The 25022-nt window shown below is 69.0% G+C and carries 26 protein-coding genes; 20 read left to right on the forward strand and 6 right to left on the reverse strand.

The genetic code is table 11. The features are described 5' to 3' along the window. Position 1: 1 nt before the first annotated feature. The gene (locus AC1VNM_RS22765) at positions 2-1258 is read right to left on the reverse strand and encodes a septal ring lytic transglycosylase RlpA family protein (RefSeq protein ID WP_483108403.1); all 1257 of its coding nucleotides are present in this window, start codon (positions 1256-1258) and stop codon (positions 2-4) included. A gap of 99 nt (positions 1259-1357) precedes the next feature. Here AC1VNM_RS22765 and AC1VNM_RS22770 point away from each other — a divergent pair, with 99 nt between their 5' ends. From AC1VNM_RS22770 to AC1VNM_RS22830, 13 genes are all read left to right on the forward strand, one after another. Continuing rightward, the gene (locus AC1VNM_RS22770) at positions 1358-2056 is read left to right on the forward strand and encodes a fumarylacetoacetate hydrolase family protein (protein ID WP_483108404.1); all 699 of its coding nucleotides are present in this window, start codon (positions 1358-1360) and stop codon (positions 2054-2056) included. Positions 2057-2083: 27 nt separating this feature from the next. Beyond that, entirely contained in the window at positions 2084-2944 is an 861-nt protein-coding gene (nadC, locus tag AC1VNM_RS22775) for a carboxylating nicotinate-nucleotide diphosphorylase (RefSeq protein WP_483108405.1), read from the forward strand. A 101-nt stretch (positions 2945-3045) separates the two neighbouring features. After that, positions 3046-3819: a hypothetical protein gene (locus AC1VNM_RS22780; protein ID WP_483108406.1), complete on the forward strand. Its 774-nt coding sequence runs from the start codon at positions 3046-3048 to the stop codon at positions 3817-3819. A 149-nt stretch (positions 3820-3968) separates the two neighbouring features. After that, the gene (locus AC1VNM_RS22785) at positions 3969-4763 is read left to right on the forward strand and encodes a GntR family transcriptional regulator (RefSeq protein WP_377158667.1); all 795 of its coding nucleotides are present in this window, start codon (positions 3969-3971) and stop codon (positions 4761-4763) included. After that, a complete protein-coding gene (locus AC1VNM_RS22790; protein WP_483108407.1) occupies positions 4760-5584 on the forward strand; it encodes a transporter substrate-binding domain-containing protein in 825 nt (274 codons plus the stop codon). Before AC1VNM_RS22785 ends, AC1VNM_RS22790 begins: the two co-directional genes overlap by 4 nt. A gap of 60 nt (positions 5585-5644) precedes the next feature. Continuing rightward, on the forward strand, positions 5645-6379 hold the full coding sequence (locus AC1VNM_RS22795) for an amino acid ABC transporter permease (RefSeq protein ID WP_483108408.1): 735 nt from the start codon (positions 5645-5647) through the stop codon (positions 6377-6379). Continuing rightward, a complete protein-coding gene (locus AC1VNM_RS22800) occupies positions 6372-7025 on the forward strand; it encodes an amino acid ABC transporter permease (RefSeq protein WP_377158664.1) in 654 nt (217 codons plus the stop codon). Before AC1VNM_RS22795 ends, AC1VNM_RS22800 begins: the two co-directional genes overlap by 8 nt. Positions 7026-7107: 82 nt before the next feature. Then, on the forward strand, positions 7108-7857 hold the full coding sequence (locus AC1VNM_RS22805; RefSeq protein WP_377161652.1) for an amino acid ABC transporter ATP-binding protein: 750 nt from the start codon (positions 7108-7110) through the stop codon (positions 7855-7857). 100 nt (positions 7858-7957) lie between these two features. Further along, the gene (locus AC1VNM_RS22810; protein WP_377158663.1) at positions 7958-8665 is read left to right on the forward strand and encodes a DUF433 domain-containing protein; all 708 of its coding nucleotides are present in this window, start codon (positions 7958-7960) and stop codon (positions 8663-8665) included. After that, positions 8662-9072, forward strand: coding sequence for a PIN-like domain-containing protein (locus AC1VNM_RS22815; protein ID WP_377158662.1), 411 nt, complete (start codon positions 8662-8664; stop codon positions 9070-9072). Before AC1VNM_RS22810 ends, AC1VNM_RS22815 begins: the two co-directional genes overlap by 4 nt. Before the next feature lie 117 nt (positions 9073-9189). Beyond that, positions 9190-9609: a YybH family protein gene (locus AC1VNM_RS22820; RefSeq protein WP_483108409.1), complete on the forward strand. Its 420-nt coding sequence runs from the start codon at positions 9190-9192 to the stop codon at positions 9607-9609. A gap of 55 nt (positions 9610-9664) precedes the next feature. After that, on the forward strand, positions 9665-10231 hold the full coding sequence (locus AC1VNM_RS22825; RefSeq protein WP_377158659.1) for a TlpA family protein disulfide reductase: 567 nt from the start codon (positions 9665-9667) through the stop codon (positions 10229-10231). Then, a complete protein-coding gene (locus AC1VNM_RS22830) occupies positions 10228-10959 on the forward strand; it encodes a penicillin-insensitive murein endopeptidase (RefSeq protein WP_483108410.1) in 732 nt (243 codons plus the stop codon). The genes AC1VNM_RS22825 and AC1VNM_RS22830 overlap by 4 nt, the downstream gene beginning before the upstream one ends. A gap of 24 nt (positions 10960-10983) precedes the next feature. On the opposite strand, the gene AC1VNM_RS22835 is transcribed toward AC1VNM_RS22830, so the two are convergent. The 4 genes from AC1VNM_RS22835 to AC1VNM_RS22850 all read right to left on the reverse strand — a co-directional run bounded on the left by AC1VNM_RS22835 (position 10984) and on the right by AC1VNM_RS22850 (position 15167). Then, positions 10984-11718: a proteasome-type protease gene (locus AC1VNM_RS22835; protein WP_377158657.1), complete on the reverse strand. Its 735-nt coding sequence runs from the start codon at positions 11716-11718 to the stop codon at positions 10984-10986. 50 nt (positions 11719-11768) lie between these two features. Then, on the reverse strand, positions 11769-12608 hold the full coding sequence (locus tag AC1VNM_RS22840; protein WP_483108411.1) for a transglutaminase family protein: 840 nt from the start codon (positions 12606-12608) through the stop codon (positions 11769-11771). Positions 12609-12687: 79 nt separating this feature from the next. Beyond that, a complete protein-coding gene (locus tag AC1VNM_RS22845; RefSeq protein ID WP_377158654.1) occupies positions 12688-13656 on the reverse strand; it encodes an alpha-E domain-containing protein in 969 nt (322 codons plus the stop codon). Positions 13657-13739: 83 nt separating this feature from the next. Next, complete coding sequence (locus tag AC1VNM_RS22850; protein WP_377158653.1) at positions 13740-15167, reverse strand: circularly permuted type 2 ATP-grasp protein; 1428 nt, start codon at positions 15165-15167, stop codon at positions 13740-13742. Positions 15168-15468: 301 nt separating this feature from the next. Between AC1VNM_RS22850 and AC1VNM_RS22855 the strand changes: the two genes are divergently transcribed. The 7 genes from AC1VNM_RS22855 (at position 15469) to AC1VNM_RS22885 (ending at position 23967) form a co-directional block, all read left to right on the forward strand. Beyond that, a complete protein-coding gene (locus AC1VNM_RS22855; RefSeq protein WP_377158651.1) occupies positions 15469-17535 on the forward strand; it encodes a diguanylate cyclase domain-containing protein in 2067 nt (688 codons plus the stop codon). A gap of 108 nt (positions 17536-17643) precedes the next feature. After that, on the forward strand, positions 17644-17967 hold the full coding sequence (locus AC1VNM_RS22860) for a winged helix-turn-helix domain-containing protein (RefSeq protein WP_483108412.1): 324 nt from the start codon (positions 17644-17646) through the stop codon (positions 17965-17967). 61 nt (positions 17968-18028) lie between these two features. Further along, complete coding sequence (gene modA / locus AC1VNM_RS22865; protein WP_483108413.1) at positions 18029-18799, forward strand: molybdate ABC transporter substrate-binding protein; 771 nt, start codon at positions 18029-18031, stop codon at positions 18797-18799. 36 nt (positions 18800-18835) lie between these two features. Further along, on the forward strand, positions 18836-19504 hold the full coding sequence (gene modB, locus AC1VNM_RS22870) for a molybdate ABC transporter permease subunit (RefSeq protein WP_483108414.1): 669 nt from the start codon (positions 18836-18838) through the stop codon (positions 19502-19504). Beyond that, positions 19501-20184 (forward strand): sulfate/molybdate ABC transporter ATP-binding protein, encoded by a 684-nt coding sequence (locus AC1VNM_RS22875; protein ID WP_377158643.1) that lies wholly within the window; start codon positions 19501-19503, stop codon positions 20182-20184. Before modB ends, AC1VNM_RS22875 begins: the two co-directional genes overlap by 4 nt. A gap of 120 nt (positions 20185-20304) precedes the next feature. Next, on the forward strand, positions 20305-22272 hold the full coding sequence (locus AC1VNM_RS22880; RefSeq protein ID WP_483108415.1) for a hypothetical protein: 1968 nt from the start codon (positions 20305-20307) through the stop codon (positions 22270-22272). Positions 22273-22413: 141 nt separating this feature from the next. Beyond that, the gene (locus tag AC1VNM_RS22885; protein WP_483108416.1) at positions 22414-23967 is read left to right on the forward strand and encodes a methyl-accepting chemotaxis protein; all 1554 of its coding nucleotides are present in this window, start codon (positions 22414-22416) and stop codon (positions 23965-23967) included. Here the strand turns inward: AC1VNM_RS22885 and AC1VNM_RS22890 are convergent. Beyond that, positions 23954-24979 (reverse strand): NAD-dependent epimerase/dehydratase family protein, encoded by a 1026-nt coding sequence (locus AC1VNM_RS22890; protein WP_483108417.1) that lies wholly within the window; start codon positions 24977-24979, stop codon positions 23954-23956. The genes AC1VNM_RS22885 and AC1VNM_RS22890 overlap by 14 nt on opposite strands. Between the last annotated feature and the right edge of the window lie 43 nt (positions 24980-25022).

A 25022-nucleotide genomic window follows, 5' to 3' on the forward strand; every position in this document is an offset into this window, starting at 1 on the left:
CTCAGCGCCGCTCGACCAGGATCGGCGTCAGCGCCATCGACGTGCGGACGCGGTCCGCGGCGGCGCGGGCATCTTCGCGGCTCGCGAACGGGCCGGCCTGCAGGCGGTGCAGGTTCTTGTCCTTAAAGATCGTCAGCATCGGCGCGAGTTCTTCCATGCCGCGCGTGAAGCGCTCGCGCAGCTGCTCGGCGCCTTCCATGCGGGAGAACGCGCCGAACTGCAGCCAGTAACCCTGCGCGGCGGCGATCTTCAGCGCGGGCACCGGCGCCTGCGAGTCGGTCGCGGCGATCGCGCCGGCGGTGGCGGTCGCCATCGCGTCGGCCTTGGATTGGCCGGACGGCGGCAGGTCGCTGCCGGGCGGCAGCGCGGTGATCGGAATCGGCGTCATGCCCGCATCGGGCGCCGCTGACGGAGACGTCGAAGGAAGCGTCGACGGAGAGGCCGTCGCCGTCGAGGAAGTCGAGGACGCGGCGGGCCGGTCCGCCTTGGCCACCGGCGGGATCAGCGGCGCCGGCAGCGGCACTTGCGCCGGCACCGGCGTGACCGGCGGGCGCATCTGGGCGGTGGTCGTCAGGTCGGGCGCGCCGCTGGGCGTGGCGGCGGCATACACCGGCGTGTCGGGGGCGACCTTCGGATCGGGCGAGAGGGTGTCGCGGTCGCGTGTCCACGCGCCGGTGCGGATGTCCTCGTAGGTGATGCGTTCGATCTCCACCGGCGCCACGCCGTTGAGCACGTCCAGCTTGAGCGCGGCGGTGTAGCTCAGGTCGATGATGCGGCCCTTGTGGAAGGGGCCGCGATCGTTGATGCGCACGATGATCTCGCGGCCGTTCTTCGGGTTGCGCACGCGGGCGTAGCTCGGGATCGGGATCGTCGCGTGCGCGGCGGTCATCGCGTACATGTTGTAGATCTCGCCGCTGGACGTCGGCTTGCCGTGGAACTTGCGGCCGTACCAGGACGCCAGGCCCTTCTGCACCAGCGGCTTGTCCTCGGCGATCGGCTCGTAGCGTTCGCCGAGCACTTCGTACGGCTTGTTGGGGCCGCCCTTGCGGATGGACTCCAGGCGGGGCACCGCATCGGGGACCTTCTTGAGATCGGGGGGAACGACGGCGTCGGGGCCGTCCCGGTCGGGCCAGGAGGAGACCTTGGCGCCGCCGGAGGAGGGACGGGTGGAGGAGGGGCCAGGGCTGGCGCAGGCGGCCAGGATCAGGGCACACGTCAGGACGGTCAGGCGCTGACCGGCGGGGCGGGCTTCAAACATGGCCGCAACCCTAGCAATGCGGCGCGGATTTGCCAAGGTTATGCTGCGCGCACCCTTCTTTCCTTTCATGTTCGTTTCGATCGTTACGTCCGCACCGTCATGAGCAACTACCTCTTCCCCCCAGCGCCGCAGGCCGCCGTGGCCGTGCGCGGCACCGACGCGCTCTACGCCGTCAGCCGCATCTTCTGCGTCGGCCGCAACTACGCCGCCCACGCCCGCGAGATGGGCAGCGATCCGGATCGCGAGCCGCCGTTCTATTTCACCAAGCCGGCCAGCGCGCTGGCGCCGTCGGGCGGCACCATCCCCTACGCGCCGGGCACGAAGAACCTGCACTATGAGATGGAGCTGGTCGTCGCGATCGGCAAGCCGGTGTTCAAGGCGACGCCCGAGCAGGCCGGCGATGCGGTCTGGGGCTACGCCGCCGGGCTGGACATGACGCGCCGCGACCTGCAGAACGAGGCCAAGGCCATCGGCCGGCCCTGGGACCTGGGCAAGGGCTTCGAGCACTCGGCGGTGATCACCGAGCTGGTGCCGCGTTCGGAGCAGGGCGAGCTGAGCAAGGGCGCGATCACGCTGTCGGTGAACGGCGTGGAGAAGCAGCGCGGCGACCTGTCGGACATGATCTGGAGCATTCCGGAGCTGGTGGCCAACCTGTCGCAGTTCTATCACCTGGAGCCGGGCGACCTGATCTACACGGGCACGCCGGAAGGTGTCGGTCCGGTGAAGCCGGGCGACAAGATCGTCGGCGTGATCGAGGGCTTCGGCGAGCTGTCGATCTCGATCGGCGAGGCCGAGTAACCCGGCGCCAGTCAGAGACCCGCGACGATGTTCGATCACAACGAGACCCTGGACGAAGCCCGCGCGCGCAACATCCGCGATGCGCTGTTCGAGGACATCGGCGTCGCCGACTGGACCGCGCGGCTGGTGCCGGCGGGCCGGCGCGTGACGGCGCATGTCCGCGTGCGCGAGGCGGCGGTGCTGTGCGGCCGCGACTGGTTCGAGGGCGTCTTCCTGGCGCTGGACGGGTCGTCGCGGATCGAGTGGTCGTATGAGGAAGGCGCCGACATGGCGCCCGACACGGTGGTCTGCCGCATCGAGGCCGAAGGCCGTTCGCTGCTGTCGGCCGAGCGGCCGGCGCTGAACTTCCTGCAGCTGCTGTCGGGCACGGCGACGACGACGCGCGCGCATGCGCGCGCGATCGAAGGCGCCAGCCCGAACCCGCGCGGCTGCGCGGTGCTGGACACGCGCAAGACGCTGCCGGGCCTGCGACTGGCGCAGAAGTACGCGGTGCGTGTGGGCGGCGGGGCGAATCAACGCCTGGCCCTGTACGACGGGATCCTGATCAAGGAGAACCACATCGCCGCGGCCGGCGGCGTGACGCAGGCGCTGCAGCAGGCGCAGGCGCTGGACGCCGGCGTGACGATCCAGGTCGAGGTCGAGACCATCGAGCAACTGCGCGAAGCCCTGAAGGCCGGCGCGGTCAGCGTGCTGCTGGACAACTTCAGCGAGCCGATGATGCGCGAGGCGGTGGCGATCGCCGGGGGTCAGGCCTTGCTGGAAGTCTCCGGCGGCGTGGCCATCGACCAGCTGCGCTGGATCGCGGCGACGGGCGTCGACCGCATCTCGGTCGGACGCCTGACCAAAGACGCGAAGGCGGTTGACTACTCGATGCGGGTCGACGGCTGACGCTGACTCAGATATCAGCGACTCCTGCAATTCGGCGCCATTTTCGGCGCCGAACTTCTTTCTGACACTGGCTTCCTTCCCAACCGAAGGAGACAGTATTGATGGAAGCTTGCAACGATGAACACGTGCCCAATGCGAATGCGGGCGCGCTCCGCGACATCCTGAGCCGCTGGCCGGCCAGCATGGCGATGCTGGTGCTCAATGAGGTCGAGTGCCGTCTGCGACTGATGGCCGAGCTTCGCGGCAAGCTCGACGTGGTGGGCGTCGATGAAGTCCACGAACTGCAGCCGCTCTTCGCGCACGGGTTGTGGATGTTCGGCCCGGAGTTCGAGTCGGCTGAATTCACGGCGAACGTCGGCATGACGCGAGTGATCCGGAAATTCCTCAAGGATCCGATGGCAGTCGGCTCCCGAAATCGTCCTGATTTCGTGGTTCTACCCGAGAGCAGCATCGGGCTCTATGCCTGCCCGTCCTTTGACGGCACCCATGAGGTCAACGGCATCAAGCATCTCGCAATCATTGAACTGAAGACGACCGGCACGGAGATCGGGGATACCGAGCGGTCGCAGGTGTTGAAGTACGTGAAGGAGCTTCGGAATCGCGGATGCTTCAAGGCGCATACGAAGATCGATTGCTATGTTCTCGGGGAAGACATCGAACGCGGGGAAGAGGAGGCCTGGAGTAGTGGGCCCCAGACCACTGTCACGCTGATGCGTTACGACACCCTTCTCGAGAGGGCGGAGAGTCGACTGCTGAATCTGTACGAGAAGATCAAGCACGCTCCATTCTTGATGGACCAGACGGAACGGTCCGAAGAAGACCAGCGTCCTCGCCCGCCTGCAATGAACGAAATTGAAGCCCCGTGGCCGCATTGACGGCCAGGCAGGCACTGCGACAGTGCCCACCACACCAATCTTGTGCGCAACGGCGGTGCGCGGGTGTCGTTCTGGCTTGCATACAAGACAGATGAGCCTGGGAAGGTCGGGAGTACCCGCGCTGGCACGGAAGCTGCAAAGCCCCGTGCATGGGCATCACCGCCACCGACATCAGCCAGCGCATCATCGATGCGGTGCTCGCGCAGAAGCTGGCGCCGGGCACCCGCCTCGGCGAGCAGCAGCTCGCGCTGCTCTTCGACTGCAGCCGCACCATCGTCCGTGAGGCGCTGACGCGGCTCGCCGCGCGCGGCATCGTGACCGTCAGCGCGCGCCGCGGCTGGTACCTCATTGCCCCCTCCCGCGACGAAGCCCGTGAAGCCTTCGAGGCCCGCCGCGTCATCGAGCTCGGCCTGCTGCGCGGTCGGCGACCGCTCGACAAGCCCGCGCTCACGCGTCTGAAGAAGCACCTCGCGCAGGAGAAGGCCGCGCTGCGCGGCGACGACATCGGCGCGCGCAGCTTCCTGCTGGGTGACTTCCACGTCTGTCTGGCCGAGTGCCTCGGCAACAGCCTGCTCGCCGACACGCTGCGCGACTACACCGCGCGCACCACCTTGATCGCGATGCTCTACCAGTCGTCGCACGACGCGGCGCAGTCCTGCCAGGAGCACGTCGCCATCGTGGCCGCGCTCGAGCAGGGCGACGCCGTCCGCGCCGAGGCGCTGATGGCCGAGCACCTCGCCAGCGTGCAGGCCGGCCTGCAGCTCGAGACACAGACCGACGACCCGCTGCATCACCTGCGGCAGGCGCTCACGCCAATGGCGTCGAGTGCCTCCGCGTCTTCCCCAGCTTCCCCCGCCGCGCCGGCGCGCCGTTCCCGCGCGCGCACGGTGGCGGCCGACGCCGCCGATTCCGCCCCCGCCCCCTACCTAGGAGCCCTGTTATGAGCCACGCCGCCCGTCCCTCCGTCCGCACCCTCATGCCGCGTCGCCTGCTGCTGGCCGCCGGCCTCGGCCTCAGCATCGGTGTCATGGCGCCGGGCGCGCACGCGCAGACCGCGCTGGACACGATCACCAAGTCCAAGACCATCAAGATCGCGATCCCCACCGACTACCCGCCTTACGGCTTCGTCGGTCCCGACATGAAGCCGCAAGGCCTGGATGTCGCGATGGCCGAGCTGATCGCCGCCAAGCTTGGCGTGAAGGTCGAGCTGGTGCCGGTCACCAGCGCCAACCGCATCCCCTATCTGCAGACGAAGAAGGCCGACCTCGTCATCTCGACGCTCGGCAAGAACCCGGAGCGCGAGAAGGTCATCTCGTTCAGCTCGGCCTATGCGCCGTTCTACCAAGCGGTCTTCGCGCCGAAGAGCCTGGCGATCAAGAGCTTCGCCGACCTCGCCGGCAAGACCGTCGCGGTGACGCGCGGTGCGATGGAGGACCAGGAACTCGCCAAGGTCGCGCCGGCTACGCTGGAGTTCAAGCGCTTCGAGGACAACAACGCCACCATCGCCGCATTCGCCGCGGGCCAGACGCAGGTGGTCGCCACCAGCGCCGCCGTCGCCGGCAACCTGATGCAGCGCCAGCCCGGCCTGAACATCGAATACAAGCTGCTGCTCAAGGACAGCCCGTGCTTCATCGGCGTGGCCAAGGGCGAGGACGCCCTGCTCGCCAAGGTCAATGCGATCGTCGCGGCGGCCAAGCAGGGCGGGGAACTCGAGGCGCTCTCCAAGAAGTGGCTGGGCCGCGGCGCGGGCGAACTGCCGCTCTGAGCGGTGAGCTTGCTGCCCTCCGGCATTGATTGCGCATAGCAGGCACTTCGGGAGCCGCCCATGATCGAGTTCGACTTCGGTGCCGTCCTTGCCGAATGGCCGCTGCTGCTGCGTGGCCTCGCATGGACCGTGGGCCTCACGGTGATCGCCGTGCCGCTGGGCCTGCTGATCGCGACGCTGGGCGCGTGGGCCCGCGCCTGCGGGTCGACGGCGCTGCGGCGCGGCGTCGGCGTCTATGTCGAGCTGCTGCGCAACACGCCCTTCATCGTGCAGCTGTTCTTCGTGTTCTTCGGCCTGCCGGCGCTCGGCGTGAAGCTGTCGCCCGAGGCCGCCTCGCTCATCGCGATGACGCTGAACCTCGGCGCCTATGGCACCGAGATCCTGCGCGCCGGCATCCAGGCCGCGCCCAAGGGTCAGTGGGAGGCGGCGCAAAGCCTGGCCCTCGGTCCGACGCAGGTCTTCACGCGCGTGATCCTGCCGCCGGCCTTCAAGCGCGTGTGGCCGGCGATGACCAGCCAGATCGTCATCGTGATGCTCGGCACGGCGGTGTGCGGACAGATCTCCACCGAGGAGCTGAGCTACGCCGCCAACCTGATCCACAGCCGCAACTTCCGCGCGTTCGAAGCGACCTTCGTCGCGTTGGCCATCTATCTGGCGCTGTCGATGATCACGCGGCGCTTCCTGCTCTGGGCGGGGCCGAAGTGGCTGTTCGGCGGCACGCCGGTCGCCCCGAAGCCGCCGCTGTGGCGACGGCTGGCAGGTGCCGGCACCGGAACGGGAGGCGCCCATGATTGAGTTCACCCTCTGGGACATTCTTCGCAACCTGGCGCTCGCCTTGCGCTGGACGGTGGCGCTGTCGCTGATCGCCTTCATCGGCGGCGGCCTGGTCGGCGCGACGCTGCTGTGCCTGCGCATCGGCTTGGGGGCCAAGACGCAGCGCGTGATCGGCGCCTACGTCGCGGTCTTCCAGGGCACGCCGCTGCTGATGCAGCTGTTCCTCGCCTACTTCGGCGTCTCGTTGCTGGGCATCGAAGTCTCGGCCTGGACGGCGGCCTCGCTGGCGCTGACGCTCTACACGAGCGCCTACCTGGTCGAGATCTGGCGCGGTTGTGTCGAGGCCGTGCCGCGCGGCCAGTGGGAGGCCGCGCGGAGCCTGGCGATGAGCTTCGGCGAGCAGCTGCGCCACGTGATCCTGCCGCAGGCCGCGCGCCTGGCGATCGCGCCGACGGTCGGATTCCTGGTGCAGGTCATCAAGGGGACCGCGTTGGCGTCGGTGATCGGCTTCGTGGAACTGACCAAGGCCGGCGGGATGATCGCCAACGCGAGCTTCAAGCCCTTCCTGGTCTTCGGCTGCGTGGCGCTGTTCTATTTCGTGCTGTGCTTCCCCGTGAGCCTGGCCGCCCAACACCTCGAAAGGAAGCAGCATGGCCGCACTGCCTGACAAGACGATCGATCACGTGATCGACCACGCCATGGACGGGGCCGTCGACAACGCCATCGACGGCGAGACTGCACCGACGACGATGCCCGCCCCGGGCGTGCCGATCGTGCGCATCACCGCGCTGCGCAAGTCGTACGGGACGAACGAGGTGCTGAAGGGCATCGACCTGGACGTGATGCGCGGCGAGGTGATCGCGCTGATCGGCAAGAGCGGCTCGGGCAAGAGCACGCTGCTGCGTTGCATCAACGGGCTGGAGCAGTTCCAGGACGGCTCGCTGCGCGTGGCCGACAAACCGCTGCTGCACGACAGCGCGATGGCGATGCGCGCGCTGCGGCAGCAGGTCGGGATGATCTTCCAGAGCTTCAACCTGTTCCCGCACCTGAGCGTCGGGCGCAACGTGATGCTGGCGCCGACGCTGGTGAAGCGGCGTTCCGAGAAGGACGCCGCCGAGCAGGCACGCGCGCTGCTGGCGCGCGTGGGCCTGGCGGAGAAATTCGACGCGATGCCGGACCAGCTGTCCGGCGGCCAACAGCAGCGCGTGGCCATCGCGCGGGCGCTGGCCATGGAGCCGCAGGTGCTGCTGTGCGACGAGATCACGTCGGCGCTCGATCCGGAGCTGGTCGGCGAGGTGCTGCGCGTCGTCGAGTCGCTGGCCGACGAGGGCATGACGCTGCTGATGGTCACGCACGAGATGAACTTCGCGCGCAAGGTCGCGGACCGGGTGATCTTCATGCATCAAGGCCGGGTGCACGAGATCGGCACACCCGCCGATGTGTTCGGCTCGCCGAGGACGCCGGAGTTGAAGCAGTTCCTGAAATCACTCGACGATTGAGTACCCACTGAAGGGGGGCGCCCGATGGGGCGTGTCCCAGCGGCAACATCCCCCGCCGGCTCGATGCCGGACTCACGAGGCGTTCCTAAACTGCTTCGTCATGAGTCAACGTCATTCGCTTGTCGGTACCGGTCTTTACCGCATTCCTCGCGCTGCCCAATTGGTCGGCGCCGATGTGCGCAACGTGCGCCGATGGCTGAAAGGCTATTCGCGCCGGACGGCCTCAGGGACGTCGATCACCCAGCCCTTGTGGCTTCTCCAGTACGCCGACGATGAAGAGATCGGCGGCGACTACGTGCTGGGTTTCAAGGACCTGATGGAACTGCGGATGGTCACGCAGCTGATCCGGCAAGGCGTGTCCTTGCAGGCGGTCCGCGCGACGATTGAAGTGGCCCGGGAAGACCTGGGTCCATACCCATTGCAGTCCAAGCGCTTCCTGACAGATGGAAAGCGCATCTTCATGGATGTGGTCGGCGCCTCCGCGCAGGATCGACGGCTGGTGGATGTTCGGCGGCGTCAGTACGTTTTCGATCGGATCGTCAGGCCGGCCTTGAAAGATCAGATCGACTTCGACGGCAACGGTCAGCCTTTGCGATGGTTTCCGTTGCCGAGGAAGCGACTGATCGTGATTGATCCGTCCCGCCAGTTCGGGCATCCCATCATCGAGCGTACCGGCGTTCCGACCATCACCGTCCACCAGTCCTACATGGCAGAGAAGGGCGCCTTGGACTTCGTCTCGAGGCTCTGGCGTGCGACACCTCAGGAAGTCATGGCGGCCGTCGAGTTCGAGCAAAGGGTCGCCGCATGAAGGTGATGTTCGACAACAACCTTTCGGAGACCATTGCTCGCGCGATGGCGGTTCTGTCCGAGGAGAAGCATCTCGCGGAGCGGGTCGTGCATCTGCAGGAAGTGTTTCCTGCGCACATGGCCGACACGGCATGGATGGATGGACTCGGAGTGCAGGGATCTTGCTGGGTCGTGATCACGCGCGATCAGCTGAACAAGCGGGCGGGTGAAGAGCGCAAGGCGATACGACGAAACGGTTTGATCGCCTATGTGCTCGACAACCAATGGGCGTCCCAGACGTTCTGGCCGATGGCCTCCCGGTTGGTCGATTGGTGGCCGCTCATCGTCCTGCATGCGCGCACCGCGAGCGCTGGCGTCTACCGCGTTCCTTGGAAGAAGGGCACGGCGCGTCAGCTGACTTCCTGCTGAAGATCGGTTCGTGCCTAGACTTCGCCTCGAACTCCGAGGAGCCCTGCCATGCCCGACCGCCGCTTGATCCTTCGATCCTCGCTTGCGCTGACGTCCGGTGCGTTGAGTGCGACCGCCATGACCTCCTCGACGGCTGAGGCGTCTTCCGCCAAAGCCAGCGTCGGCGACAGCAATCCTGTGCGCGCCGCCGAAGTCGCCTTTGCGGCCACGATGGCGAAGCGGGACTTCAAGGCCTTCGCCGAGTTCATCGCCGAGGACGCCGTCTTCATCGACGGGAAGCAGCCGCTGCGCGGCCGGGCCGCCGTGCTGGCGCACTGGAAGCGCTTCTTCGACGGCGCAGAAGCGCCGTTCTCCTGGGCGCCCGATCTCGTCGAAGTGCTGCCCGACGGCAAGCTCGGGTACTCCACCGGACCGGTGCATGTGAAGGACAAGCTGGTCGCGCGTTTCGCCTCCACATGGCGGCTCGACGCCGACGGCCGCTGGCGGGTCGTCTTCGACAACGGCAGCGAGGTCTGCGACTGCAAGCCGCCGCGTTAGCATCACTCCCCACGCACGCGGCGTATCGACCGCGAGCCGTGACAGGGAGTCACCCATGAGATTCGAGGTCGGAGCGCGCCGTCTGGCGGGAACCTTGCTGGCCGCGTGCGCCTTGATCGCAGGGACTGTGCATGCCGAAGGCCTGAAGCGCGGCGACCTCGCGCCTGAACGGCTCGGCCGCACCTTGGACGGGGACGAGCTGAACCTCGCCAAGCATCGCGGGCAGATCGTCGTCGTCACCTTCTGGGCGACCTGGTGCCCGTACTGCCTCAAGGAGCTGCCTCAGCTCGAAAGCCTGCAGGGCGTCGCCAAGGAGCGTCTGCGGGTGATCGCGGTGAACACCGAGGACAAGAAAGTCTTCCGCCGCGTGGCCGGCATCATGAAGGACTTCAAGCTCCAGCTCGTCAACGACGCCGACAAGTCTGCGCAGCGGGCCTACGGCGTGAACGCGCTGCCGCATCTGTTCATCATCGACCGCGACGGCCGCATCGCCGCGATGCACCGCGGCTACGGCGAGGACTCGCTGGAACGGATCCTCGAAGAGATCAACGCGCAGCTCGCGAAGCCGGTCCCGCCGGCGGCCGAGGGTGGCGCGGCCACATCCGGACCGTCCGCGCCTTGAATCGCACGACAGCACTGCGGCGACCGACGCCGTGGCTCCTTGGCGTCTCGGTGGCGATCGCTTTCCTCCCGTCGATCGGAGCCGCCGCCGAAAGCCGTTGTTTCGGCACCGTGGCCAACGGGCACATCGCCGACAGCGTCCGCCTCCCGTTGAGCGGTCCGAACTTCTCGGCGTACAGCACGATCGCCGCCGGTGCGGGCCGAACCTACGTGCACTCGTCGGTGGCACGCATCGTCGAGCGCAGCTACCGGACCTTGGAGACCGCGCTCCCGGGCACCGTTTTCGTCTATGGCGAAACCGGCCTCGCCGACGGTGGGCGCTTCAAGCCGCATCGCACCCATCAGAACGGCACCTCGGTGGACTTCTTCGTCCCCGTCAGGGACGGCAAGGACCGGTCAGTGCCGCTGCCCACGCCCGTCACGCAGCGCTTCGGCTACGACATCGAGTTCGACAAAGAGGCGAGACACGGCGAGTACCGCATCGACTTCGAGGCAATGGCGGAGCATCTCTACCAGCTCGATGCCGCCGCGAAAGCGGAGGGCACGGGCATCGTGCAGGTGATCTTCGACCGTGCCTATCTGCCGAAGCTCTTCGCCACGAAACGAGGCCCGTGGCTGGAGAAGCACCTCAGCTTCATGAGAAGCAAGCCGTGGGTGCGCCATGACGAGCATTACCACGTGGACTTCGCGATCCGCTGCAAGGCGGCGTCGACAGCCTCTCGCTCTTGAGCCGCCAGCAGCGGCCCGGTCCGCTCACGCGAACCAGTCTTCGTCCGGCAGCTGCTCGAACACCCGCTTCAAGCCGCCGCCCCATCCCTGGCTGATCGTCTTGAAGTAGGGATCGTCCTTGGTGATCCGATGCGGTTCGGCCGGCGCGAAGCTGTCGGTCTTGTAGAGCAGCATGTCGATCGGCAGCCCCACGGACAGGTTGCTGCGGATCGTCGAGTCGAACGAGATCAGCGCGCACTTCGTGGCCTCGGCCAGCGAGCTGTCGAAGTCGATGACGCGGTCGATGATCGGCTTGCCGTACTTGGACTCGCCGATCTGCACGTAGGGCGTGTCCTCCGTCGCCTCGATGAAGTTGCCTTGCGGATAGACGTGGAAGACGCGCGGCGCTTCGCCCCGGATCTGCCCGCCGACGATGAAATTGGCGCCGAAGTCCACGCCCTGGTTCAGCTGGCCGACGCCGTCGCTGTCGCGCGCGACGACTTCCTTCAGCGTCTTGCCCACCAGCTCCGCGACGTCGTACATCGACGTCAGGTTCATCAGGTGCCGGCCGTCGGCCGAGGCGCGCTGGCGCAGCAGGCTCACCACGCTCTGCGTGGTCGCCAGATTGCCGGCCGTGAGCAGCGTGACGAGGCGCTCGCCGGGCTGCTCGAACAGATTCATCTTGCGGAACGTGGCGATGTGATCCACGCCCGCATTCGTCCGCGAATCCGACGCGAACAGCAGGCCGGCACGCAGCCGCATGGCAACACAGTAAGTCATGGGCGGAAGGTTAGCGCATCAGGCTGGCGGCGCGCCGTCGTGGTGCATGCTCATTGCTGGTCGGTCGTGCCGGGCTTCACGTGCACTTCCGCCCGCATCGTCTCCAGTCCGCCCCCCGTGCGCACACCGCGCACCGGGCAGGCGTCCAGGTAGTCCGCGCCGGTCGCCAGCTTCACGTAGCGCCCGTCCGCCAGGCACTGGTTGCTGATGTCGTAGCCCAGCCAGCCTCCGGCCATGCCGTGCGCGGGGGCGGTGGCGTCGGCCGCGGGCAGGCGCACCTCCGCCCAGGCGTGGCTCGCCACATGCTCGAAATCCGTCGCGAGGTAACCCGACACGTAACGCGCCGGCAGCCCCAGCAGCCGCGCGCAGCAGACAAAGACCTGCGCATGGTCCTGGCAGACGCCGTGACCCGTCTCGAAGGCCTCCGCCGCGGGCGTCGCGGCATCGGTATAGCCTCGCACGTAAGGCATGCGCTCGCCGATGGCCGCCATCAACGCCAGCAGCGCGCCGTGCGCGTCGGCCTTCGCCGCGTCCGCGAAGCCGCCGGCGAACTGCCGCAACTGCTCGTCCGCCCGCGTCAGCGCGCTGTCGCGCAGGAACAGCGGGGAGGGCAGCTCTTCCTCGGGGTCCGGCGTGGGCGGCGCGTCATCGGTGTCGACCTCGCCGATCGCGCGCAGCACGATGTCGCGCCGCGGCCCGTCCAGGCTCAGCACGTGCATGGTGTTGCCGAAGGCGTCCTTGCAGGCGCTGGCGGGCGACGGCAGTTCCAGCTGCCAGTGCAGCACGCGCAGACCGCGCGTCGGGCGCGGCGTCAGCCGCAGGTACTGCGTGCTGCGCGCCACGGGTGAGTCATAGGCGTAGACGGTCTCGTGCGAGATGTGCAGATGCATGGCGCTCTTTCTGTGCGGTGGGGCCCTCGGATCCGGAGGATCGAAGGGGTCGTGCGGCCGGGCGGTCGCCCGCCTGCCGTCACTGCGCCTCGAAGTAGGCCTGCTGGATGTCGCGGCCCAGCCGTGCCGAATCCTGCAGGAAGCCCGTCAACCAGGGGTGCAGCCCCTGGTCGAGGATCTCATCCACCGCACCATACTCCAGCCGCAGCGCGAGCCGGCCGGCGCTCTGCTTGACATTGCGGCCCGCGTCCTCGGCGCCCTCGCGCGCTTCGATCTGCGGCAGCACCGCGCGGATCTCGTCGCAGCAGGCGCGCAGCGAGCGCGGCACGTCCGGACGCAGGATCAGCAGCTCGGTCACGCGGCGGCCGTTCAAGCTGTCGCGATAGGCGGCGTGGTACGCCTCGAAGGCCGACAGCGAGCGCAGCAGCGCGTTCCAGGCGTAGAAGTCGGGCGCGCTTTCGCTCGGCGCGTCGACCGGCGCCAGCGTGTCCACGGCCGGCGCGATCAGCTGCGACTTCACGTCCAGCAGCCGCGCGGTGTTGTCCGCGCGCTCGACGAAGGTGCCCAGCCGGATGAAGCAGTACGCGTCGTTGCGCTGCAGCGTGCCGTAGGTCGCGCCGCGGAACAGGTGGGAGCGCTCCTTCACCCAGTCGAAGAACGACGAAGGCTCGGCCACGCCCTTGCGTGCGAGCTCGCGGGCTTCCAGCCAGCTGGTGTTGATGGCTTCCCACATCTCGGCGGTGATCTGGCCGCGCACCGCGTGCGCGTTCTCGCGCGCCTGCCGGATGCAGGACAGCACCGAGGCCGGGTTCTCCAGGTCGATCCCCATGAAGCGGAAGAGCTGCGCGGCGCTCAACTGCGGGTGCCGCGCCTGATAGGCCTCGAGCGTGCCGGTCACGGCGAGCGGCGCGGCGAGTTCCGTTGCCGCGCCGCGCGATTGCGGCAGCAGCGAGAGCGAATGCGTGACGTCGAGCATGCGCACCAGGTTCTCGGCGCGCTCCATGTAGCGGCTCATCCAGTAGAGCTGTGCGGCGGTACGGCTGAGCATTCAAGCCTCCCGCCGGGCCGACCCAAGGGGGGCGTGCGCCCCCTCGGGGGGCAGCGAACGAAGTGAGCGTGGGGGCTTCATCATTAGTTCTCCAGGATCCAGGTGTCCTTGGTGCCGCCACCCTGGGACGAATTGACGACCAGCGAGCCTGCCTTCAGCGCCACGCGCGTCAGGCCGCCGGCGACCATGTTGACCTCGCGCCCCGAGAGCACGAAGGGCCGCAGGTCGATGTGACGCGGCGCGATGCCGCGCTCGACGAAGGTCGGGCAGCTCGAGAGGCACAGCGTCGGCTGCGCGATGTAGTTCGAGGGGTCGGCCTTGACGCGTTCCTTGAAGGCCGCGACCTCGGCGGCGGTCGAGGCCGGTCCGACCAGCATCCCGTAACCGCCGGCGCCGTGCACCTCCTTCACCACCAGCTCGGCCATGTTGGCGAGCACGTGGTCCAGGTCCTGCGGCTTGCGGCACTGCCAGGTCGGCACGTTGTGCAGGATGGGTTCCTCGCCGAGGTAGAAGCGGACCATGTCCGGCACGTACGGGTAGATGGACTTGTCGTCCGCCACGCCGGTGCCGACCGCGTTGGCCAGCACCACGTGGCCCTGCTTGTAGACCGACAGCAGTCCCGGCACGCCCAGCATCGAATCCGACCGGAAGGCCAGCGGGTCGAGGAAGGCGTCGTCGATGCGGCGGTAGATCACGTCGACGCGCTTGGGGCCGACGGTGGTCCGCATGAACACGAAGCCGTCCTTGACGAACAGGTCCTGGCCCTCCACCAGCTCCACGCCCATCTGCTGCGCGAGGAAGGCATGCTCGAAGTAGGCGGAATTGAACGGCCCCGGCGTCATCACGACGACGGTCGGGTTGTCCGCCAGGCTGGCCTGGCGCAGCGTGTTCAGCAGCAGCGCCGGGTAGTGCGCGACCGGCGCGATCGGATACTTCGCGAACAGCTCCGGGAAGAGCCGCATCATCATCTTGCGGTTCTCCAGCATGTAGCTGACGCCGGAAGGCACCCGCAGGTTGTCCTCCAGCACGTAATAACCGCCATCGGAGTGCCGGATCAGGTCCACCCCGGTGATGTGGGCGTAGACGCCCAGCGGCAGGTCCAGCCCCTGCATCGCCGGCTGGTACTGCGCGTTGGCGAAGACCTGCTCGGCCGGGATCAGGCCGGCCTTCACGATCTCATGGTCGTGGTAGATGTCCCACAGGAAGCGGTTGAGCGCGGTGACGCGCTGGCGCAGACCGCGCTCCAGCATCCGCCAGTCGTCGGCGGGCACGATGCGCGGGACGGTGTCGAAGGGGATCAGGCGCTCGGCGCCGGCCTCGTCCCCGTAGACGGCGAAGGTGATGCCGACCTTGTGGAACAGCAGGTCGGCCTCGGCCCGCTTCTTGGCGAGGGCGTCGGGCGTCTGCGCGTGCAGCCAGTCCGCGAAGTCCTGGTAACTGGGCCGGATCGCGCCGCTTTGCAGCAGCATCTCGTCATAGTGGCCAGCGGCCGGAAGGGTCAGCGCATGCATGAGGTCTCCAGGGGACGGACCGCCTCCGGTTGGCGGTCGGGAAGGGCAGGTTGCAAGCCTCGTGCCCACCCCGGTCCGGCGGACGGGCGGGCAACGCCTCCAGCTTGATCGCTTTTGGTGCGCCTGCAAAGCCCGCCCCGCGACGGTGCCCGGACAGGGTCGGTCTTTGCCCGCCGCTGGTGCAGTGGCACTATCCCGCGTTGCGGGTCGGCCCGGCTCTCGCTACAACTGTCGCAATGCATCAGAACACGCAGGTCCTGACCTCCCCGCCAGCCCCTGGCGGTCCCCCGGTTCCGGCGGCGTGAACGCCGACGGCTTCGTCCCCCCGCGCGGCTCGCGCGCCTCGCTGGGCCGCTGGCTGACCGCCATGGTGCTGGCGGCGGTGGCGGTGGCGCTGCTGACCTCCGCGGTGCTGATCGAGAACTTCGCCCGCGCCCATGCCGAGCGCCGCGCGGTCGAGTCGCTGCGGCAGGTCGCGGTCGACTTCCGCGACGCGCTGGATCGCGGCATGGCGCAGCAGTTCAAGGAAGTCCGGGTGCTGGCCCAGCTGGAGCCCTTCCGACGATTCGACGATCCCGAGGCGATGCGCCGCGCGCTGGATCAGGTGCAGGTGGGCTTCGACCACTTCGCGTGGCTGGGCGTGACCGACGGGCAGGGCAAGGTGCTGGCGGCCGCCGGGGGGCTGCTGGACGGTGTCGACGTTTCCAAGCGTCCATGGTGGCAGGGGGCGAAGGGCGGCCAGCCTTTCGTCGGCGACGTGCATGCGGCCCTGCTGCTGGAGAAGCTGCTGCCGCGCCAGAACGAGCCGTGGCGCTTCGTCGACTTCGCGATCCCGTTGCTCGACAGCCGCGGCCAGCTGCAGGGCGTGTTCGGCGTTCACCTGAGCTGGGGCTGGGCGCGGCAGATCAAGAGCGAGCTGATCGACGCGACGATGGCCTCCCACCAGGCCGATGCACTGGTGCTCGGCAAGGATGGCGTGGTGATCCTGGGGCCGTCGGACCGAGAGGGCAAGCCGATGCCGATCGGCACCGAGCACGGCCAGGGCCTGCGGCACCACGAGGCCGACGGGGTCGACTACTTCGCCGTCAGCGTGCCCAGCCAGGGTTACGGCCTTTATCCCGGCCTGGGCTGGACGGTGCTGGTGAGGCAGCCGGTGGCGGTGGCGCTGGCGGACTACTACGGGTTGCGGCGCCAGATCATGCTCAGCGCGTTGCTGCTGCTGGCGATGGCCGTGCCGCTGAGCTGGTGGCTGGCGCGGCGCATGAGCCGGCCGCTGCACCAGCTGGCCAAGGCGATCGCGCAGCGCCGTCACCTGAGCGAGGACGCGCTCCCCACTGTCGGCGGCTACCGCGAGGCGGCGGTGCTGTCGCACGCGCTGAACGAGCTGGCGGAACGGCAGGTGGCGCAGGACCGCTCGCTGGCGGAGCTGAACGCGTCGCTGGAGCTGCGCGTCGAGGCGCGCACGCTGGAGCTGCACGATGCGATGCTGCGACAGGAGGCCAGCGAGCGCCGGCTGCGCACGATCGCGGACAACCTCCCGGTGCTGATCTCCTACATCGACGCGGAGGAGCGCCTGCGTTTCCTCAACGCGACCTTCCGGACCTGGATGGGCATGGAGCCGGAGGCCGCGCTGGACCGGCCGCTGGCCGAGGTCATCGGGCCGGTGCTGCATGCGCAGCGGCAACCCTTCCTGAAGGCGGCGCTGGCCGGTGCGCGGCAGCGTTTCGAGACGCGCTCCGAATCCAACGGCGTGGTGCGCGACATGCTCGCCGAGTACGTGCCCGACCTGCGTCCCGACGGCAGCGTCGCGGGCGTGTACACGCTGGCGACCGACATCACGCCCTTCAAGCAGGTGGAGCGGGAACTGGACCAGCTCAGCCGCGTGGACCCGTTGACCGGGTTGCCGAACCGGCGCCAGTTCGAGTCCCGCCTCGCCGACGCCATCGCCCGCACGCGTCGGAACGAGCGCACGATGGCGCTGATGTTCCTGGACCTGGACCACTTCAAGCAGGTGAACGATTCGATGGGGCATGCGGCGGGGGACGTGGTGCTGAGGGCCTTCGCCGACCGCGTGCGCGGCGCGATCCGCGAGACCGACCAGCTCTGCCGCCTGGCTGGCGACGAGTTCGTCCTGATCATCGAGAACCTGCATGCCCCTCAGGAGGCGGCGCTCGTCGCGGAGAAGGTGCTCGCGGTGGTGAAGGCGCCGCTGACCTTGCAGGGGCAGGACCTGCAGCTGTCGACCAGCATCGGCATCGCCTGCCATGACGGCGGCGCCGAGGGCGACGTGGCCCTGCTGGGCCGCGCCGACAACGCGCTCTATGCCGCGAAGGCGGCCGGACGAGGCTGCTGGAAGTTGGCGGACTGAGCGCGCGCTCCGGGCGCGGCTTCGGGTGTAATGCGCGACATGGTTGCCCGCTCGACTCCCGCTCCGTCCACGCCCAAACCGGCGCTGAAGCCAGCGCTCAAGTTCCGCATGCGCGTCACCATCGGCGAAGTCATCGCCATCGGGCCGGGCAAGATCGCGTTGCTGGAAGCGCTCGACGACACCGGCTCCATCACCGCGGCGGCGAAGTCGCTGGACATGTCCTATCGCCGCGCGTGGCTGCTGATCGATGAGACCAACCGCGCGCTCAAGGAACCCGCCGTTGCCACCGCCGCCGGTGGCGCCAAAGGCGGCGGGAGCGCGCTCACCGAGTCCGGTCGGGCGCTGATCTCGCTCTATCGGCAGATCGAGGAGACCGCACTGGCAGCCTGCAAAGGCGAGATCAAGCAGCTGATGAAGCTCCTAGCCGCCTGAGGCGCAATATCCTGGGATATATTGCGAGCCTCCTCCGTGTCCGCCCTTCGAGGGACTCGCCATGCGCTCGATTCTTCCCGTCCAGATCGCTCGCCGAGCCGCCGTGCTGGGCCTCGCGCTGATGGCCGCCAGCCTCGCGCAAGCAGCGGACGTGACCGTCTCCGCCGCCGCCAGCCTGACCAACGCGTTCAAGGAACTGGCCCCGGCTTTCGAGGCTGCGCATCCGGGCACCAAGGTCCAGTTCAACTTCGCCGCGTCGGACGCGCTGCTCGCACAGATCACCAAGGGCGCGCCGGTCGACGTCTTCGCGTCGGCCGACCAGGAGACGATGGACAAGGCCCAGCAGCAGAAGCTGCTGGTCGACGGCACGCGGCGCAACTTCGTCAGCAACGCGCTGGTCGTCATCACGCCGGCCGAGAACGGTGTCGCGCTGAAGACGCTCGCCGATCTGCAGCAGCCGGGCGTGAAGCGCATCGCCCTCGGCAAGCCGGAAGGCGTGCCTGCCGGCCGTTATGCCAAGGGCGCGCTGGAGAAGGCCAAGCTGTGGACGGCCGTCGAGCCGAAGGCGGTCTACGCGCAGAACGTGCGCCAGGCGCTGGACTACGTGTCGCGCGGCGAGACCGAGGCCGGCTTCGTCTACGCGACCGACGCCCTCGTGCTGAAGGACAAGGTCCGCATCCTGTTCAGCGTGCCGACCGAGACGCCGATCTCCTATCCGATCGCCGTCACCAACGGCGGCACGAATGCCCAGGGCGGCAGGCAGTTCCTGGACTTCGTCGCCTCGGCCGCCGGTCAGGCGGTGCTGGCCAGACATGGCTTCCAGAAGCCCTGAACGGCCGTTGATATCCGGCTGAGGAGCGGCACCCCCGTGGAACCTGCCTGGATCGCGCTCGCCTTGTCGCTGAAGGTCGCCGGCTGGGCGACCGCGCTCAATCTGGTGCTCGGGGTGGTCGCCGGCTTCGCGCTCGCGCGTCTGCGCTTTCCGGGCCGGGAGCTGCTCGACGCCGTGCTGACGCTCCCGATGGTGCTGCCGCCGACGGTGCTCGGCTACTACCTGCTCGTGGTCATCGGCAAGCGCGGCTGGCTGGGCGCGTGGCTGTGGGAGACCTTCGGCATCAACCTGATCTTCACCTGGCAGGGCGCGGTGATCGCGGCAACGATCGTCGCCTTCCCGCTGGTCATGAAGTCCGCGCGTGCCGCGTTCGAGGGCGTCGATCCGCAGCTGGAGCGCGCCGGCCGGGTGCTGGGGCTCAATGAATGGGCGCTGTTCTTCCGCGTGACGCTGCCGATGGGGTGGCGCGGCGTGCTGGCCGGCGTGCTGCTGGCCTTCGCCCGCGCGCTGGGCGAGTTCGGCGCGACGCTGATGGTCGCGGGCAGCATCCCGGGCAAGACGCAGACGCTGTCGGTCGCGGTCTACGAGGCGGTGCAGGCCGGGCAGGACGACACCGCCAACCTGCTGGTGCTGATCGTGTCGCTGACCTGCGTCGTGGTGCTGCTGGCCGCCGGCCGGCTGGCCGGACCGAGGAGCGGTGCATGAGCTTCGAGGTGCGCATCCGCAAGCACGTCGAGGGCGGCGGGCGTCGCTTCGAGCTCGATGTCGCCTTCCGCACCGACGCGCGGCGGACGGTGATCTACGGGCCCTCGGGCGCCGGCAAGAGCCTGACGCTGCAGGCGATCGCGGGCCTGTTGAAGCCCGACGCCGGCACGATCCACATCGACGGTCATCCGGTCTTCGACAGCGCATCGCGCATCGACGTGCCGGCCCGCGAGCGGCGGCTGGGCTATCTGTTCCAGGACTACGCGCTGTTCCCGCGGCTGACGGTGCGGCAGAACATCGCCTTCGCCCTGAAGCGCGGTTGGCGGAACCCGTCACGCCACGAGGGCGGCGAGGCGGTCGACCGCTGGATCCAGGCCTTCGAGCTGGAACGCGTCGCGCAGCAGCGACCGCACCAGTTGTCCGGAGGACAGCGTCAGCGCACCGCGCTGGCGCGCGCGCTGGTGAACGAGCCGCGCGCGCTGCTGCTCGACGAGCCGTTCTCCGCGCTGGATCCGGCCTTGCGCGGCCGCATGCGGACGGAGCTCGATACGCTGCTCGAGCGCGTCGGCGTGCCGATGCTGATGATCACGCACGACCCCGAGGATCTGGCGCGCTTCGGCGACCACCGCGTGATGCTCCGCGACGGCAGGGTGCGCGAGGCCGAGTCCGAAGGATCCTGACAGCGCTCGTCGTCCGGACCCTGAGAATCAGGCGTCATGGAGGGCGACGTGGGAAGCGACGACATGCGGCAGTCAGAGGCGGGGCCGGAGGCGGACGGGGTCAGTCATTGCGACCTTGTCATGAAGGGCGGTGTCACCAGCGGCGTCATCTATCCGCGGCTGGTGGCCGGGCTCTCCGATCGATACCGGTTCAAGAACATCGGCGGCACCTCGGCCGGCGCGATCGCGGCCGGGGCGAGCGCCGCGGCGGAATTCGGCCGTCAGCGCGGCCATGCCGGCGCTTTCGAGCGGCTGGCCCGGCTGCCGGAGGAACTCGGCGCCGAACTCCCGGGGGCAAGACGTGGCCCCGCTCGCAGCCGGCTGTTCACGCTCTTCCAGCCGGTCCCCGCGCTGCGCCGCCACTTCGATGTGCTGACGCGGGCGCTCGGCAAGCCGGTGGGCGCGGCGGTGGCGTCGGTCCTCGGCGGGATGGTCGCGATGCACGGCCTCGCGGCACTGGCGATCGCCGGCATTGGCGCCGCCTTGCTCGTGCCCTATGCCGGGCTGCTCATGCCGGACGCAGGGACCGGGCCCTGGCAGAAGCTGCTCGCGGTCGCGGGGCTGGCGGTGATCGTGGCACTCGTGGCGGCAGCCGTTGCCGGGACCGTGCTGCTGCTCTTCACCCGAGGCTTGCTCCGCGGGCTCAAGGACAACGGCTATGGCCTGTGCAGCGGCCAGACCCAGCCGGGCCACGAGGGACCAGCCGCGCTCACCGACTGGCTCCACGTCTATTTCAACGAGCTCGCCGGCAAGAGCGTCGATGGCCCGCCGTTGAGCTTCGGCGAGCTGTGGGGACCGGACCCGGCGACGCGGCGCATCAACCTCGAGGTGATCACCAGCGCGGTCAGCCAGCAGATGGTCTACAGCATCCCGTTCCGGCCCGGGACGCCGATGTTCTATTACGACCCGGCGGAGTGGTCGCGGCTGTTCCCGCCCGCGGTGATGGCGGCGTTGGCGGCCCCGTTCGGCAATGGCCATGACGGTCCGGTGATCGAGAGCGCCCAGGGCCGCGAGCTGCGCCCGCTGCCCCGGCATGGCGATCTGCCGGTGGTGGTGGCGATCCGGATGAGCCTCAGCTTTCCGCTGCTGCTGTCGGCGGTACCGCTGTACGCCGTGGACTGGTCGCGCACGGCCAACCAGCGCACGCAGGCCGCGGTCCGCGCCGCGGTGACGGCCGAGGAGCGCCGCGGCCTGAGACTGCGGGCGACGCGCATCTGGTTCTCGGACGGCGGCATCGGCAGCAACCTGCCGCTGCACCTGTTCGACGCGATGCTGCCGCGCCATCCAACCTTCGCGGTCAACCTGAAGCGCCCGCATCCGGACCACGTGATCCGACCCGAGGATCCGGGCAACGAGGGCGGGCGGATCTACCTGCCCGAGGACGACCGCGGCGGCCGCCTGCGCTACTGGCCGGAGCCGGACCTGGTCGACGGCTGGGAGCAACACCCGCCGCAGGCGCGGGAGAAGGCGCCGCTGGCGGGCCTGGCCGGCTTCCTGTGGAGCATCGTCGCGACGATGCAGAACTGGCGCGACGAGATCCTGTTCCCCACGCCGGGCTTCCGCGACCGCATCGTCCAGATCAGCCAGAAGGCCGACGAGGGCGGGCTCAACCTCGCGATGCCCGCCGGCACGATCGCCGCGCTGGCGGAGGCGGGCGACATGGCGGCTCGGCGCCTGGTGGCGCGTTTCCACCCGTCGGGCGCCGAGGGCGGGGCAGGCTGGGACAGCCATCGGCGCGCCAGGCTGACGACCTTCCTCGGCGTGATGCAGCCGGCGACCGTGGAGTTGGCGTCGGTGATGGCGTCGGTGATGGCGACAGGCACGAGCAGGAGCACCGGGTCGGGGACGGTGGCGGACTGGCTGGTGCTGCTCGACACGGATACGCGTTACCAGCGCTCGTCGGCGATGCGGGCCGAGGCGGCGCGGTTCCTCACCGGCCTGGACGGCATCGGCGCCGCGACGCCGCGCAAGCTTTCGGGTCAGCCGCGCACGCTGGATGTCGGCTCGCTCAAGCCCCTCCCTCAGGTGCGATTGACGCCCCGGATCTGAGCATCGCCCACACCTGTGCCAAGCTTTCCACAGGGCCGACGCCTCTTAACGGCGGCTTGAGATGGGTGTACGGTGGGGGTGCCAACATCGTGCCGCGCGGGGTCCGATCTCCCTTCGGGCCGGCGACCGAGGAGAAAAAACATGGCGTCCAACGTGAACGTCCGCGGGTCCATCGGCCGGCGACTGGGCTTGGTGCAGGCCCTGGTGCTGGTGATTGCGCTGATCGGATCGGCGATGGGATATCTGGGTCTGAGCCGCGTGGCGGCGCAGACGGAGTCCATGTACCAGGAGACCATCGTCACCGAGCGGGTGGCCTCCGACTGGTACCGCAACGTCTTCAACGGCGGGACGCGCACGACGGCGATCGCCGTGAGCGCGGACCCGGCCCTGGCGACCTTCTTCGCCGAGCAGGCGGCGGAGTCGACCAAGTCCTCGACGGAGCTGCAGGGTCGGATGGACAAGCTGCTGAACTCGCCGGAGGAACGCGCCGCCTTCGACCGCGTGATCGATCTGCGCAAGACCTACATCAAGGTGCGCGACACGATCACCGAGGCGAAGAAGCAAGGCGATCCGGCGCGGGCGAAGCAGCTCTTCGACGAGCAGTTCAAGCCGGCCGCGGCGGCGTATCTGGAGAGCATCCGCGTGATCGCGCAGCAGCAGCGTGATCAGCTCGACTCGGCGCTGAAGGCGCTGGCGGAGACCAACGCGCGGGCGCGGACCGCCTTGGTGGTGTTCGGGCTGGTGGCGCTGGTGGCGGGCGGGGCCCTGGCGGTGTGGCTGACGCGATCGATCACGCGTCCGCTCGCCCAGGCGGCGGAGGTGGCCGATGCCATCGCGCGCTTCGACCTGACGGGCCGCATCGAGACGACGGGCGGCGACGAGACGGGCCAGCTGCTGCGGTCGCTGAGCGAGATGCAGGGCGCGCTGGTCCGCCTGATCGGCGAGGTGCGCGGATCGACGGACAGCATCAGCACGGCGAGCGCGGAGATCGCCACGGGCAACATGGACCTGTCGGCGCGCACGGAGCAGACGGCGTCCAACCTGCAGCAGGCGGCGGCGTCGCTGACGCAGCTGACGGGCACGGTGCGGCAGACCGCGGACGCGGCGACGACGGCCAATCAACTGGCCGGATCGGCGGCGGAGACGGCGCAGCGCGGCGGCGCGGTGATGGGTCAGGTCGTGGCGACGATGGGCGAGATCAGCGACAGCTCGCGGCGCATTGCCGACATCATCGGCGTGATCGACGGCATTGCGTTCCAGACCAACATCCTGGCGCTGAACGCGGCGGTCGAGGCGGCGCGGGCCGGCGAGCAGGGCCGGGGCTTCGCGGTGGTGGCGAGCGAGGTGCGCTCGCTGGCGCAGCGCAGCGCGCAGGCGGCCAAGGAGATCAAGACGCTGATCGCCACGAGCGTGGACCGCGTGGAATCCGGATCGCGGCTGGTCAGCGACGCGGGTTCGACGATGAACGACATCGTGACCAGCGTGCAGCGGGTGACGGACATCATTGCCGAGATCCGCGCGGCGTCGCAGGAGCAGAGCGACGGCATCAACCAGGTGAACGCCGCGGTGGGTCAGCTGGATCAGATGACGCAGCAGAACGCGGCGCTGGTCGAGGAAGCGGCCTCGGCGGCGGAGAGCCTCAAGGACCAGTCGCTGCGTCTGTCGACGGCGATCGGGGTGTTCAGGTTGACGTGATGTGGCCGGCGCCGCCCGGGCCGCTCGGCCGGCTCGTGGCGGAGTGGCCGGCGAGGATCTCGGCCTCGCGCTCCGGCGCCAGCGTCGTGACGAGTTTGCTGGCATCCCAGCCCGGCTCGCGCGGCGCTCTCGCCCAGGCGAGCGTGTCCGCCGCGGTGTCCCGGATCGAGCGGGTCATGAGACCCGCGGCGACGGCGCGGGATGCGTCGCCCAGCAGCATGCCGCCGTGGGTCGGATCCTCTTCGGGCAGCCACAGCGGCAGCCCGGTCCACGGCGCCACGCCGAGCACGAGCAGCATGGCGTCCCGCTTCCAGTGGAAGCGGGCATCGCTGCCCGGCGCGGCTTGCAGGCAAGCGTCGAGCAGCGTCTGCATCGCCAGCTGCGGGCCGACCGCGTTGAACGCGCCGGTGGTCCGTGACTCCGCGAGCGTCACGCAGAACGCGGCGAGGTCGCGGACATCGATGACCTGCACCGGCCGCTCGGGCCGCCCCGGCGCGAGCACCTCGCCGCCGCGCGCGACGCGCGTCGGCCAATAGGTGAATCGACCGGTCGGGTCATGCGGGCCGACGATCAACCCCGGGCGCACGATCGCGTGGCGGTCGGGCAGGGCGCGGGCGAGTGCTTCCTCGGCACGGGCCTTCAGCGGACCGTAGCCTTCGTTGCCTTCAGCAAGCGGCGTTGATTCGTCGAAGACGCGATGCGGCGGGAACACGCCGTACGCCGAGATCGAGGACACGAGGACGATGTGCGGCGCGCCTGTGTCGAGCGCGGCGAGGGTGCGCTCGATCTGCGCGGGGTTGAAGGCGGTGCAGTCGATGACCGCATCGAACTCGCGACCGCGCAGCGCGCTCATGTCGCCGTCGCGATCGCCGATGAGGCGCTCGACCTCGGGGAACAGACCCGGGCCGTGCCGCCCGCGATTCAGCATCGAGACCGTGTGACCGCGCGCCAGCGCGGCGTCGATGACGTGGCGACCGAGGAAGACGGTGCCGCCGAGGATGAGCAGGCGCATGGCGTTCTGTTCCTTGGAAGGGGTCGCCTCAGTGTCCATCTTT

The organism is Mitsuaria sp. MSU3D, from assembly GCF_056867975.1.

What these genes read in the sequence shown, in the direction of transcription:
- AC1VNM_RS22765 (WP_483108403.1), bottom strand. Translation starts at nt 1,258, where the DNA reads ATGTTTGAAGCCCGCCCCGCCGGTCAGCGCCTGACCGTCCTGACGTGT.
- AC1VNM_RS22770 (WP_483108404.1), top strand. Translation starts at nt 1,358, where the DNA reads ATGAGCAACTACCTCTTCCCCCCAGCGCCGCAGGCCGCCGTGGCCGTG.
- nadC (WP_483108405.1), top strand. Translation starts at nt 2,084, where the DNA reads ATGTTCGATCACAACGAGACCCTGGACGAAGCCCGCGCGCGCAACATC.
- AC1VNM_RS22780 (WP_483108406.1), top strand. Translation starts at nt 3,046, where the DNA reads ATGGAAGCTTGCAACGATGAACACGTGCCCAATGCGAATGCGGGCGCG.
- AC1VNM_RS22785 (WP_377158667.1), top strand. Translation starts at nt 3,969, where the DNA reads ATGGGCATCACCGCCACCGACATCAGCCAGCGCATCATCGATGCGGTG.
- AC1VNM_RS22790 (WP_483108407.1), top strand. Translation starts at nt 4,760, where the DNA reads ATGAGCCACGCCGCCCGTCCCTCCGTCCGCACCCTCATGCCGCGTCGC.
- AC1VNM_RS22795 (WP_483108408.1), top strand. Translation starts at nt 5,645, where the DNA reads ATGATCGAGTTCGACTTCGGTGCCGTCCTTGCCGAATGGCCGCTGCTG.
- AC1VNM_RS22800 (WP_377158664.1), top strand. Translation starts at nt 6,372, where the DNA reads ATGATTGAGTTCACCCTCTGGGACATTCTTCGCAACCTGGCGCTCGCC.
- AC1VNM_RS22805 (WP_377161652.1), top strand. Translation starts at nt 7,108, where the DNA reads ATGCCCGCCCCGGGCGTGCCGATCGTGCGCATCACCGCGCTGCGCAAG.
- AC1VNM_RS22810 (WP_377158663.1), top strand. Translation starts at nt 7,958, where the DNA reads ATGAGTCAACGTCATTCGCTTGTCGGTACCGGTCTTTACCGCATTCCT.
- AC1VNM_RS22815 (WP_377158662.1), top strand. Translation starts at nt 8,662, where the DNA reads ATGAAGGTGATGTTCGACAACAACCTTTCGGAGACCATTGCTCGCGCG.
- AC1VNM_RS22820 (WP_483108409.1), top strand. Translation starts at nt 9,190, where the DNA reads ATGACCTCCTCGACGGCTGAGGCGTCTTCCGCCAAAGCCAGCGTCGGC.
- AC1VNM_RS22825 (WP_377158659.1), top strand. Translation starts at nt 9,665, where the DNA reads ATGAGATTCGAGGTCGGAGCGCGCCGTCTGGCGGGAACCTTGCTGGCC.
- AC1VNM_RS22835 (WP_377158657.1), bottom strand. Translation starts at nt 11,718, where the DNA reads ATGACTTACTGTGTTGCCATGCGGCTGCGTGCCGGCCTGCTGTTCGCG.
- AC1VNM_RS22840 (WP_483108411.1), bottom strand. Translation starts at nt 12,608, where the DNA reads ATGCATCTGCACATCTCGCACGAGACCGTCTACGCCTATGACTCACCC.
- AC1VNM_RS22845 (WP_377158654.1), bottom strand. Translation starts at nt 13,656, where the DNA reads ATGCTCAGCCGTACCGCCGCACAGCTCTACTGGATGAGCCGCTACATG.
- AC1VNM_RS22850 (WP_377158653.1), bottom strand. Translation starts at nt 15,167, where the DNA reads ATGCATGCGCTGACCCTTCCGGCCGCTGGCCACTATGACGAGATGCTG.
- AC1VNM_RS22860 (WP_483108412.1), top strand. Translation starts at nt 17,644, where the DNA reads ATGCGCGTCACCATCGGCGAAGTCATCGCCATCGGGCCGGGCAAGATC.
- modA (WP_483108413.1), top strand. Translation starts at nt 18,029, where the DNA reads ATGCGCTCGATTCTTCCCGTCCAGATCGCTCGCCGAGCCGCCGTGCTG.
- AC1VNM_RS22875 (WP_377158643.1), top strand. Translation starts at nt 19,501, where the DNA reads ATGAGCTTCGAGGTGCGCATCCGCAAGCACGTCGAGGGCGGCGGGCGT.
- AC1VNM_RS22880 (WP_483108415.1), top strand. Translation starts at nt 20,305, where the DNA reads ATGAAGGGCGGTGTCACCAGCGGCGTCATCTATCCGCGGCTGGTGGCC.
- AC1VNM_RS22885 (WP_483108416.1), top strand. Translation starts at nt 22,414, where the DNA reads ATGGCGTCCAACGTGAACGTCCGCGGGTCCATCGGCCGGCGACTGGGC.
- AC1VNM_RS22890 (WP_483108417.1), bottom strand. Translation starts at nt 24,979, where the DNA reads ATGCGCCTGCTCATCCTCGGCGGCACCGTCTTCCTCGGTCGCCACGTC.